Raw genomic sequence first — 11,718 nt, forward strand, 5'->3', positions numbered from 1 at the left:
CGGCTCAGACGACATGGCCTGCGGACTCCATCTGCCGCAGCGCCTTCTTGAGGTCCTGCACCTCGTCGCGGAGCCGGGCCGCGAGCTCGAACTTCAGTTCGGCCGCGGCCTGCAGCATCTGGTCGTTCAGGTCGGCGATCGTCGCCTCGAGCTGGGTCGCGCCCTCGCCCGCGATGCCCTCGCGACGGAGGGACGGCGTGGGGGCACGTCGACCGTCCCGCACGCCGCCACCGCGACGCTCGAGGAGCTCGCGGGTGTCGTCGTTCTCGCGGTTCAGGACCTCGGTGATGTCCGCGATCTTCTTGCGGAGCGGCTGCGGGTCGATGCCGTGCTCGAGGTTGTAGGCGACCTGCTTCTCACGCCGCCGGTCGGTCTCCTCGATGGCCTGCTTCATCGAGTCGGTCATCTTGTCGGCGTACATGAGCACCTGACCCGACACGTTGCGGGCCGCGCGACCGATCGTCTGGATGAGCGACGTCGACGACCGCAGGAACCCCTCCTTGTCGGCGTCGAGGATCGCGACGAGGGAGACCTCGGGCAGGTCGAGACCCTCGCGGAGCAGGTTGATGCCGATGAGGACGTCGTACACGCCCTGGCGCAGCTCGGTCAGGAGCTCCACGCGCTTCAGGGTGTCCACGTCCGAGTGCAGGTACCGCACACGCACGCCGGCGTTCCCGAGGAAGTCGGTCAGTTCCTCCGCCATCCGCTTGGTGAGGGTGGTGACGAGGACGCGTTCGTCCTTCTCGGTCCGCTGCTTGATCTCCTCGAGCAGGTCGTCGATCTGGCCGTCGCTCGGCTTGATGACGATCTCGGGGTCGACCAGGCCGGTCGGACGGATGATCTGCTCGACGACGCTGTCCGTGATGCCGAGCTCGTACTTGCCCGGGGTGGCGGACAGGAAGACCTTCTGCCCGACACGGTCGAGGAACTCCTCCCACTTCAGCGGGCGGTTGTCCATCGCGCTCGGCAGCCGGAACCCGTGCTCCACGAGGGTGCGCTTGCGGGAGGCGTCGCCCTCGTACATCGCGCCGATCTGCGGCACGGTGACGTGCGACTCGTCGATGACGAGGAGGAAGTCGTCCGGGAAGTAGTCGATGAGACAGTGCGGCGCTTCCCCGGGGCCGCGGCCCTCCATGTGCCGGGAGTAGTTCTCGATGCCCGAGCAGAAGCCGATCTGCTCCATCATCTCGATGTCGAACGTCGTGCGCATCCGGAGCCGCTGGGCCTCGAGCAGCTTCCCCTGGCCCTCGAGCTCGGCGAGTCGTTCGGCGAGTTCCTCCTTGATGGAGCTGATCGCCCGGTGCATGACGTCGGTGTCCGCGACGTAGTGCGACGCCGGGAAGATCGACACGGCCGGCAGGTCGTCGATGACGTTGCCCGTCAGCGGGTGGAGCGAGGACAGTGCCTCGATCTCGTCCCCGAACATCTCGATGCGGATCGCGTGCTCTTCGTACATCGGGATGATCTCGAGCGTGTCGCCGCGGACCCGGAAGGTGCCACGGGCGAAGTCGACGTCGTTGCGCTGGTACTGCATGCTGACGAACTTCCGCACGAGCTGGTCGCGCGAGATGGTCTGGCCGATGTGCAGCGCCACCGAGGCGTTCATGTACTGCTCCGGCGTGCCGAGGCCGTAGATGCACGAGACGGTGGACACCACGACGGAGTCCCGTCGGCTGAGGAGCGAGTTCGTCGTCGAGTGCCGGAGCCGCTCGACCTCGGCGTTGACGGAGGAGTCCTTCTCGATGAAGGTGTCGGTCTGCGGGACGTACGCCTCGGGCTGGTAGTAGTCGTAGTACGACACGAAGTACTCGACGGCGTTGTTCGGCATGAGCCCACGGAACTCGTTCGCGAGCTGCGCGGCCAGCGTCTTGTTGTGCGCGAGCACGAGTGTCGGCCGCTGCACCTGCTCGATCAGCCACGCCGTCGTCGCCGACTTGCCGGTACCCGTGGCGCCGAGCAGCACCACGTCCGTCTCACCGGCGTTGATGCGGCCCGCGAGCTCGGCGATCGCCGCGGGCTGGTCACCGCTCGGCGAGTACTCACTGACGACCTCGAACGGACGGATGGCACGCGTGGGCTTGACGGCGACTCCCATGCTGTCCACAGTAGGCGCGGCTGACGACATCGGACGGTTCTGCTCGCCCACGGCGTACTGTCACCTGATAGCGGACTCCGAGGGTCCTGATCGGCGACGGTCGTAGCCTCCGGTCCGTTCAGCAACCCGACCGAAGAGGCCCCATGACCACGGCCCCCGCTGCGGCGCCAGCACCGATCCCGACGAAGGGCACCCCGTTCCGCGGACGCATCCGCGGCCGGGTGCTCGTCCTGCTCTGCTTCATGTACGCGATCTCGTACATCGACCGGACGAACATCTCCACGGCCCTGCCGCACATCACCGAGGAGTTCGGGCTCACCGAGTCCGCCGCCGGGTACGTCGTGGCGGCCTTCTCACTCCCCCTACGCGCTGCTCCAGGTGTTCGGCGGGACGATCAGCGAGAAGGCGGGTCCGCGCCGCGCGCTCTTCGTCATCACCGTGGTGTGGGGCGTCGCGACGCTCTGGACCGGTCTCGCGGTCGGGTTCTGGACGCTGCTCGCCGCACGGCTCCTCCTCGGCCTCAGCGAAGCGGCCGCCTTCCCGTCCGCGACCCAGGCGATGAGCCGGTGGATCCCGCGCGACCGGAACGGTTTCGCGCAGGGCGTCGTGCACTCGGCCGCCCGCCTCGGCAACGCCCTCGCGCCCCTCCTCGTGGCGTACTTCATCGCGATCAGCGGATGGCGACTCGCCTTCTTCGCCACGGCCCTCCTGTCCGTCGCCTGGGGCATCGTCTGGTTCGTCGCCTTCCGGGACCGCCCCGAGGACGCCCGCGGGATCACCGGGACCGAGTTGGCGGAGCTCCCGCCCGTGGAGACCCGGGCGACCCGGCCGCCGGTCCCGTGGCGGGCCCTCGCGAAGCAGATCCTGCCGGTCTCCTTCGTCGACTTCGGCTACGGCTGGACGCTCTGGGTGTTCCTGACCTGGATCCCGACCTTCCTCAGCGACGAGTACGACCTCGAGATCACCGCCTTCGCGTGGTTCACCACCGCGGTGCTGCTCGCCGGCGTCGTCGGCGACACCGTCGGCGGCATGCTGAGCGACCGGATCATCCACCGCGGCGGGGACAGCCGTCACGCGCGCCGGGTGGTCCTGGTCGTCGGGCTCGGCGGGTCGCTCGTGTGCCTGCTGCCCCTGCTTGTCGCCGGACAGAGCCTCACCGTGGCCACGGTGTCGCTCGCGCTGTCGTTCTTCTTCCTCGAGCTCTGCAACGCGAACCTGTGGGCGATCCCGATGGACGTCGCGCCGCAGTGGTCGGGCACCGCGTCCGGCTTCATGAACACCGGCTTCGGCGTGGCGGGCGTCGTCTCGCCCATCGTCTTCGGCACGCTCATCGAGGCCTCCGGCTGGCAGATCCCGTTCGGGATCTCCTGCGCCCTCCTCGCGGCCGCCGCCGTCGTGGCGTGGGTGATGAAGCCCCAGCGGCTCACCATGACGGACGGGGTGCTCGAGACCGGTGTCCCGGCAGCGGAGCGCGGCGGGACCCCCCTGACCGCACGGCCGGGAGGCCCACAGCACCCCGGACCGGCAGGGCTGCTCAGGCGGCGGTGCGCGCGACGCGGCGTCGTGCGCGCGACGGGCGGCCGGTGAGCGGCACGCTGAGCGGCGTCCACCGGAACACCTCGGTCACCGCGACCGACAGCACGAGGACGAGCACGACGGTCACGAGCGTCAGCCACGGCTTCGGCACCACGGCTTCGAGCCAGCTGTCCCCGTACAGCAGGATCCAGATCACGAACGGGTGGCTGAGGAAGATCCCGAACGACCGGTCCGAGGCGTAGTCGACGACCCGGGCCAGTGGGCTGTCGGCGCGGCGGCGGTCCGCCCACGCGGCGCCGATCGTCAGGAACCCGACGAAGACCGCGGTGCTCCACAGCACCTGGACGGGCTGCAGCGGAGTACCGGCGGCGTAGAGGGACTGCCCGAGGCCGACCTGCACCCACCAGACCCCGAGCGTGACGGCACCGGCCCCGGCGAACGCCCACAGGACGGCCCGTCGGTGCTCGCGGATGAAGCGCAGGAACGCATCGGCGTGGTCCGCGGCGACGGCACCCGCCACGATGAAGAACACGTACGAGAAGAAGAACTGCTTCTGGTAGCCGTGCAACCAGTCGATCGAGTGCGGCTCGTACTTGTAGGCGGCGAAGACGGCCAGCTGGACGACGAACGAGACCACCAGGAGCGTGACGTGGTGCCGCCGGGTGACCCTGACCAACCAGACGATCACCGGCAGGAGCAGGTACACCTGCATCGTCACGAGCAGGAAGTACAGGTGGTACCAGGCCGTCCCGGTGACGATCCCCTCGGCTGCGGTCGTCACGAGTGCCGGGACGTCCCCCCCGGGTCGTCCCGTCGATGAGCCAGGCCGCCACGACGTACACGAACGACCAGGCCAGGTACGGCACGCCGACGAGCAGGAACCGGCGGGGCCAGAACTGCGCGAGCGGCCGTGGGCGGAGGGACCAGCTGTACACCAGGACGAACGCGGTCAGCGAGAAGAAGACCAGCCGGGTGAAGTGCAGCAGGCCGAGCACGGCGTAGAGCCCGACGTCGTCGGAGGCGACCGTGTGGCTCGTCGTGTGGACGCCGATGACGCAGGCGAAGGTGAGGATGCGCAGGACGTCGACCTCGTACAGGTGGCGCGGGCGCCCGGACGCCGTCCGCGTCGGCGTCTGCACGCCCGTCGTCGTGCCCGTGGTGCCGGCCACAGTGGCGCCGGCTGCAGTGGTGCCGGCCGCATCGGTGGCGGTCGCACTCGTGCCGGTCGTTGCGCTCGCGGCGTCGTGCCCGGTCGGTGTGGGACGCGCGCTCACCGTGACTCGGCCATGGCTCGGACGCGGGCCCGCTGGACCTTGCCGGTGGGGGGCGCGCGGGAGGTCGGGCACCAGGGAGATCTCGGCCGGCCGACGGAACCGGGTCAGGGCGGACTCCGCCAGCGCCGCGAGGTCCTCGAGCAGGCCCGCGGTGTCGACGTCCTCCTGCGCGATGACGTAGGCCACGGGGACGGCACCGAGCACGTCGTCCGGCCGCCCGACCACGACGGCCTCGAGCACGCGAGGGTCACGCAGCAGGACGTCCTCCACCTCCGACGGGTAGACCTTCTCGCCGCCGCGGTTGATGACGTCGTCGGAGCGGCCCGCGAGGGACACCCAGCCGTCCGGTGCGACCGACCCGAGGTCCCCGGTCGACAGCCACCCGTCGGCGTCGAACCGGTCGGCCGCGCGTCCACCCAGGTACGACCGGACGATGCCCGGTCCCCGTACCCAGAGCGCACCGATCTCGCCGGCCGGCAGCACCGCACCGTCCTCGCCGCGGACCTGCACCTCGGAACCGACGGGCAGTCCGACGGACCCGGGTCGCGCCGGTGCGCCGAGCGGCGTCGCGGTGATCTGGCTGGCTCCCTCGGTCATGCCCCAACTCACGACGAGCGGGACGTTCCCGAGGGCGGCGCGCACCGTGTCGGGCAGCGGGGCCGACGCGCTCCGGACGAAGCGGAGCGTCTCCGGGAACGCCAACGGACCGGTCTTGGCGAGGACCGCGAGGACCGCGGGCACCGCGTTGAGCCAGGTGATCCGGCGCTCCTCGAGCAGTTCCCAGAAGTCGGTCCGTCGGAACCGGCGGTCGAGCACGAGCGTCGCGCCGGCGACGAGGGTGGCGAGGAGGCCCACGACCTCGGCGTTGACGTGGAACAGCGGCAGCGAGTTGAACCCGCGGTCGTACTCGGTCAGCCGGTTGTGCTCCGCCACGGCGCGGGCGACGGCGAGCAACTGTGACTCCGGCAGCTCGACGCCCTTCGGCGTCCCGGTCGACCCGGAGGTGAACAGGACGACCGAGCCCTGTCCGGGAGCGTCCGGCACACCCTCCGCCACGTCGCCGTCACGCACCCCGGTCGGGAGGTACGTGGCCGCGTCCACACCGGCGGCCGGCGCTCCGGCGACGGTCGCGTCCTCCGGACGGTCGGAGACGACCATGACCGCACCCCCCCAGGAGGGCTGCGAGCCGAGCGGGTTCGGTGGCCGGCTGGCCGGTGTCGACCGGGACCGACCGCCGACCGGAGGCGACCGCGGCGAGGTGGACGACGGCGAAGGCGAGCGGGTCGCCGACGTCGACGAGGACACCGCCGGAGGCCGGCATCCCGATCGCGTCGAAGGTGCGCGACCAGGCGGTCACGGCGTCGTGCAGCGCACGGTACGTGAGGACGCGGTCCGAACGGGCGTCCTCGAGGTACGAGCGGTCGCCGTCCTGCTCGGCTCGGCGGCGGACGAGGTCGGCGAGCCCGGGCAGCGTCGGCGGTCCACCGACCGCGGTCGCCGGGTCGTCCCCGCTGTCGGGGACGCCCGGGGGAGGTGGGAGAGGAGGGATCGCCGTCGTGCTGCACCGTCCCATCGTATTTCCGGCGCCTATGACCGCGCGGAGGGAACGACGGGCGTGGGGAACCGGTGCAGCAACCACTGCCACAACGCGAGCATGTGCGGGTCGCCGTGCTCGTCGAGCGGGGTCGTGTCCTTGACCACCCGGGAGTGCGCGTGGCGGGCATCACCGCCGGGCAGCCTGGTCAGGATCGCGTGCGGGTCGGCCCCGGGACGTGGCGGAGCGGTCCGGGTCCGCCAGGGCCCGCCCGTGCCACCGGCGCCGCCCCGTCCCTCGAGTCCGAGCGCCGTCCACGAACCGGTGATCCTCGGTCGGTAGGAGTCGCGGACGTCGTCGAGCGCGTACATGCGGGTCGCCGGGGTCCGGCCGGGGCGGTCCATCCAGGCCGCGTGGACCGGACCGACGGACTCCACCGGCGCGGCGAACATCAGGGCACCGAGGACGGGCCGGATGTGGGCGATGTACGCGGCCTCGCCTCCGCCCTGTGAGTGGCCGGCGACGACGATGTCCCCCCCAGGTGATGTCCTCGTCGGCCTGCACGAACCGCCCCCCAGCCGCCGTCGGGGTCCACCTCGTCCAGGTGTGCCACCGCGTCCCGGAACCGCGACACGATCGAGCCCGCCGGGGTGACGCTGCTGTACTCCGAACTCCGGGTGCCGTCGAACCGGTTCCGCTGGACCTGTCCGTAGCAGCGCGCATCGGCCTCGCACGTCGCGGACAGTGTCTTGCCGAGGTTCCAGTAGTCGAGTCCGAGCACGTGGTACCCGTCGCCCAGCGCCGTCGTCAGGAAGCGCTGGTACTCGGCCGGCTTCGACCGCGTGGCCGGCAGGAACAGCAGCAGCGGACCGTCCGGTGTGGTCCGGGCGGCGAAGTCGTTCCGGTTCGGTGACAACCGCTCGCCGTCGATGGAGCCCAGACGGAAGCGGTGGAAGACGTCGTGCGGCGTCTCCTCGGGGCCGAGCGTCCGGTGCGGCAGCCCCGGACGCCCGCCCTCGGCGACCCGCTGCCCGCCGAGCACGTTCGCGCCGACGAGCGAGGCCAGACCGATCGCGACCAGGACGAGGACCGCGACGACGAGCAGGCGGTGGTGAGCCCTCATCGGACGAGTCGGGCCCAGACCTCGTCCGCCGAGCGGATCGTGTCCTCGACCGAGCGGGTCGCGTCGACGACGTGGTCGGCGAGGGCGAGACGGTCCGCGTCCGACGCCTGGGCGGCGACCCGCCGCTCGGCGTCCGCACGCGCCATGCCACGGTGCGCGACGAGCCGCTCGACCCGGACCGCGGCCGGGGCGTCGACGACCACGACGGCGTCGAAGCGCAGGGGGCGTGCGCCGGCCGCCTCGGCCAGGAGCGGCACGTCGTAGACGACGACCGCGTCGGGGTCCGCGGCCCCGGCGGCGTCGAACCGCTCCTGCGCGAGACGCCACACCTCCGGGTGGGTGATGCCCTCCAGGTCCTTCCGGGCGGCGGCGTCCGCGAACACGATCGCGCCGAGCGCCGGACGGTCGAGCTCGCCCTCCTCCGTCACGACCGCGGGGCCGAACCGCTCCCGCACCGCGGCGAGGCCAGCGCTGCCCGGAGCGACGGCGTCCCGCGCGAGCTGGTCGGCGTCCACCACCACCGCGCCGTGTTCGGCGAACCGCCTGGAGACCGTCGACTTGCCCGCGGCGATGCCGCCCGTGAGTCCGATGATGCGCACGACGACAGCGTGGCACGGACGGCTCCACGAACGCCGGAAGCCCGGCCCGACCGCCCCGTGCGGGACGATCAGGACCGGGCTCCGGTCAGTGCGACTCGATCAGTCGATCGAGCGGTGCTCAGTTGGTCGAGCTGAGCTTCTCACGGAGTGCCGCGAGGGACGCGTCGTCGGCGAGGGTGCCGGCGCCGGTCGTCTCGCTCGTGAACGACGACGAGGCAGCGGCCGGGAGGTCGAAGCCACCCTGCGCCTCTTCGGTGAGCGACTTGGCGACCTGGGCCTTGTGGGCCTCCCAACGGGCCTGGGCCGCAGCGTACTGACGCTCCCACTCCTCGCGCTGGGTGTCGTAGCCCTCGAGCCACTCGTTCGTCTCCGGGTCGAAGCCCTCGGGGTACTTGTAGTCACCCTTGTCGTCGTACTCGGTCGGCATGCCGTAGAGCGCCGGGTCGAACTCGGTGCTCTCCGGGTCGACGCCCTCGTTGGCCTGCTTGAGGCTGAGCGAGATGCGGCGACGGTCGAGGTCGATGTCGATGATCTTGACGAACACCTCGTCGCCCACGGACACGACCTGCTCGGCGAGCTCGACGTGCTTGTTCGAGAGCTCCGAGATGTGCACGAGACCCTCGATGCCGTCCGCGACGCGGACGAACGCACCGAACGGCACGAGCTTCGTGACCTTGCCCGGCGCGATCTGACCGATCGCGTGGGTGCGGGCGAAGACCTGCCACGGGTCTTCCTGCGTGGCCTTGAGCGAGAGCGACACGCGCTCGCGGTCCAGGTCCACCTCGAGGATCTCGACGGTGACTTCCTGACCGACCTCGACGACCTCGCTGGCGTGCTCGATGTGCTTCCAGCTGAGCTCGGAGACGTGGACGAGACCGTCGACGCCGCCGAGGTCGACGAACGCACCGAAGTTGACGATCGACGAGACGACGCCCTTGCGGACCTGGCCCTTGTGGAGGTTGTTGAGGAACGTGGTGCGCGACTCGGACTGCGTCTGCTCGAGCAGGGCGCGGCGCGAGAGGACCACGTTGTTGCGGTTCTTGTCGAGCTCGAGGATCTTCGCCTCGAGCTCCTGACCGAGGTACGGCGTCAGGTCGCGGACACGGCGCAGCTCGATGAGCGAGGCCGGGAGGAAGCCGCGGAGGCCGATGTCGACGATGAGACCGCCCTTGACGACCTCGATGACCGTACCGGTCACGACACCGTCGGACTCCTTGATCTTCTCGACGTCGCCCCATGCACGCTCGTACTGTGCACGCTTCTTCGACAGGATCAGGCGGCCTTCCTTGTCCTCCTTCTGGAGGACCAGGGCCTCGACCTCGTCACCGACGTTGACGACCTCGTTGGGGTCGACGTCGTGCTTGATCGAGAGCTCGCGCGAGGGGATGACACCCTCGGTCTTGTACCCGACGTCGAGGAGGACCTCGTCGCGGTCGATCTTCACGACGGTGCCGGAGATGAGGTCTCCGTCGTTGAAGAACTTCAGGGTCTTCTCGACCTCGGCCAGGAAGTCATCAGCCGAGCCGATGTCGTTGATGGCGACCTGCTTGGGAGCCTTGGTCGTGGTGGTTGTCATGTAGAGATTGCTCCGAACGGACATGAGTCGGGCCAGGCGGCGAGGGAGCGACCCCCCGGTCCGCGATCCGGTCCTGCAGGTCGTGCGACCTGTCGGACCCGGTGCGAGCCACCGTGGCGGTGTGTGTTGTTGGCGCGGATTGCGCCGCACAAGTCTATCCAGCGGGACCGGCGCCCACAACCGGGCGTGTCACGGTCAGCCGACGAGCGCACTCCGCAGCGTGTCGAGCCCGACGCCGCCGAGTGCCAGGGCGCGGTGGTGGAACGCCTTGAGGTCGAAGGACGACCCCTCGCGGGCGGCCACGTCGTCCCGGATCGACTCCCAGACCCGCTGCCCGACCTTGTACGACGGGGCCTGACCCGGCCACCCGAAGTAGCGCGCGACCTCGAACTGCACGAACGCGGGGTCCATGTTGACGTTCCGCCCCATGAAGTCGAGCGCGTACTCCCACGTCCAGCCGCCGCCGTCCGGGTTGGTCTTCTGCAGGTGCACCCCGATGTCGAGGACCACGCGGGCCGCGCGCATCCGCTGACCGTCGAGCATGCCGAGGCGGTCGCCGTCGTCGTCGAGGAACCCGAGCTGCTCCATCAACCGCTCGGCGTACAGCGCCCAGCCCTCGACGTGTCCCGACGGACCGGCGAGTTGGCGCCGCCAGGTGTTGAGCTCGCCGCGGTTGTACACGGCCTGGCTGATCTGCAGGTGGTGCCCCGGGACGCCCTCGTGGTAGACCGTCGTCTTCTCCCGCCAGGTGCCGAACTCCGTGACGCCCTGCGGGACGGACCACCACATCCGCCCGGCGCGCGAGAAGTCGTCCGACGGGCCGGTGTAGTAGATCCCGCCCTCCTGGGTGGGCGCGATCCGGCACTCCAGGCGCTTGATCGGGTCGGCGATGTCGAAGTACCGGCCGTCCATCGCCCGGATCGACTCGTCGCTGGTCTCCTGCATCCAGGCGCGGAGGGCGTCCGTGCCGTGCAGGACCCGCGACGGATCGGCGTCGAGGACCTCGATCGCGCGGGCGACGCTCGCGCCGGACTCGATGCGGTCCGCGATCCGCTCCTGCTCGTCGCGCATCCGGGCGAGTTCCTCGATGCCCCACTCGTACGTCTCGTCCAGGTCGACCACGGCGCCGAGGAACCGGCGGGAGTGCAGGGCGTAGTCGTCGCGACCGACCGCGTCGACCGGGGTCGAGAGCGGCAGGACGTCGTGCTGCAGGAAGGCGCCGAAGGACCGGTAGGCGGCCGCGGCGACCTCGGCCCCGCGCGTCAGTTCGGCGCGCAGCTGCTCCGGGACCGGCGCCCCGCCCTCGAGCGCGGCGCCGTCGACGAGCTGCCGGAAGAACCCGTCCGGTGCGCCGTTCCGGCCGGCCTGTTCGGCGATGAGCTCGACCTGGCGCTTCGCGGCGGTGACGCCCTCGCGGGTGCCCTCGAGCAGCGTCTCCCGGTACCCCTCGAGGGCGTCCGGGAGGGCCTGCAGACGTCCGGCGACGTCCTGCCAGTCGTCCGTCGTGGCGGTCGGCATGAGGTCGAACACGTCCCGGAGGGACTGCGCGGGGCTCTGGATGACGTTGAGGTCCCGGAGGTGCAGCCTCCGCTCGTACGACTCGACGGTCAGGTCGAGCTCGGATCCGAGGTCGGCCTTCGTGACCCGGTCGACGTCGTCGCGGGCGTCGGCGGCGTCCAGTGCACGGCGGGCGGCGCGAGCGGCGTCGGCGAGGGCCGCGGCACCCGCCGGGGACGTGTCGCCGTAGGAGTCGGTGCGCCCGGGCACACCGATGTACGTGGCGACCGTCGGGTCGAGCTCGACGAGCGTGGTGACCCACTGCTCGGCGACCTGGTCGACGGCGGACGGCTGGCGGACGGGACGGTCATCGCTCATGTCGTCGACCCTACCCAGCCCCGCTCCCCCCGGTCACCGGAGGCGAGCGGCGAGGCGGACGGGAGGCGTGCCTCCCGTCCGTCCCGCCGCTCGCGTCGGGCGGTCC

10 protein-coding genes and 1 pseudogene are annotated in these 11,718 nt (G+C 70.9%); 1 reads left to right on the forward strand and 10 read right to left on the reverse strand.

Annotated elements, in window-relative coordinates:
• Positions 1-4: 4 nt before the first annotated feature.
• Positions 5-2,095 carry an excinuclease ABC subunit UvrB gene (gene uvrB, locus DEJ15_RS11370; RefSeq protein WP_110825030.1) on the reverse strand — a complete coding sequence of 697 codons (2,091 nt, stop codon included), beginning with the start codon at positions 2,093-2,095 and terminating at the stop codon, positions 5-7.
• Positions 2,096-2,213: 118 nt separating this feature from the next.
• Complete coding sequence (locus DEJ15_RS11375; protein ID WP_284175005.1) at positions 2,214-2,378, reverse strand: hypothetical protein; 165 nt, start codon at positions 2,376-2,378, stop codon at positions 2,214-2,216.
• 86 nt (positions 2,379-2,464) lie between these two features.
• On the opposite strand from DEJ15_RS11375, the gene DEJ15_RS11380 reads away from it, so the two are divergent.
• On the forward strand, positions 2,465-3,682 hold the full coding sequence (locus DEJ15_RS11380; protein ID WP_284176199.1) for an MFS transporter: 1,218 nt from the start codon (positions 2,465-2,467) through the stop codon (positions 3,680-3,682).
• Here DEJ15_RS11380 and DEJ15_RS11385 read toward each other — a convergent pair.
• From DEJ15_RS11385 to DEJ15_RS11420, 8 genes and pseudogenes are all read right to left on the reverse strand, one after another.
• Positions 3,630-4,412 carry an acyltransferase family protein gene (locus DEJ15_RS11385; protein WP_284175006.1) on the reverse strand — a complete coding sequence of 261 codons (783 nt, stop codon included), beginning with the start codon at positions 4,410-4,412 and terminating at the stop codon, positions 3,630-3,632. The two genes, DEJ15_RS11380 and DEJ15_RS11385, sit on opposite strands and share 53 nt — an antisense overlap.
• Positions 4,413-4,494: 82 nt before the next feature.
• A pseudogene (locus DEJ15_RS18515) lies at positions 4,495-6,063 on the reverse strand (class I adenylate-forming enzyme family protein); the annotation flags it as partial.
• Complete coding sequence (locus DEJ15_RS11395; RefSeq protein ID WP_284175008.1) at positions 5,969-6,478, reverse strand: hypothetical protein; 510 nt, start codon at positions 6,476-6,478, stop codon at positions 5,969-5,971. The gene DEJ15_RS11395 and the pseudogene DEJ15_RS18515, both read right to left, overlap by 95 nt.
• 14 nt (positions 6,479-6,492) lie before the next feature.
• Complete coding sequence (locus DEJ15_RS11400; RefSeq protein ID WP_284175009.1) at positions 6,493-6,891, reverse strand: hypothetical protein; 399 nt, start codon at positions 6,889-6,891, stop codon at positions 6,493-6,495.
• The gene (locus DEJ15_RS11405) at positions 6,891-7,562 is read right to left on the reverse strand and encodes a hypothetical protein (RefSeq protein ID WP_284175010.1); all 672 of its coding nucleotides are present in this window, start codon (positions 7,560-7,562) and stop codon (positions 6,891-6,893) included. Before DEJ15_RS11405 ends, DEJ15_RS11400 begins: the two co-directional genes overlap by 1 nt.
• On the reverse strand, positions 7,559-8,161 hold the full coding sequence (coaE, locus tag DEJ15_RS11410; protein ID WP_110825034.1) for a dephospho-CoA kinase: 603 nt from the start codon (positions 8,159-8,161) through the stop codon (positions 7,559-7,561). Before coaE ends, DEJ15_RS11405 begins: the two co-directional genes overlap by 4 nt.
• Positions 8,162-8,279: 118 nt before the next feature.
• On the reverse strand, positions 8,280-9,737 hold the full coding sequence (gene rpsA, locus DEJ15_RS11415; protein ID WP_110825035.1) for a 30S ribosomal protein S1: 1,458 nt from the start codon (positions 9,735-9,737) through the stop codon (positions 8,280-8,282).
• 195 nt (positions 9,738-9,932) lie between these two features.
• Complete coding sequence (locus DEJ15_RS11420) at positions 9,933-11,612, reverse strand: DUF885 domain-containing protein (protein WP_110825036.1); 1,680 nt, start codon at positions 11,610-11,612, stop codon at positions 9,933-9,935.
• Between the last annotated feature and the right edge of the window lie 106 nt (positions 11,613-11,718).

The sequence above is a fragment of the Curtobacterium sp. MCJR17_043 genome, from assembly GCF_003224315.2.
GTDB lineage: Bacteria > Actinomycetota > Actinomycetes > Actinomycetales > Microbacteriaceae > Curtobacterium.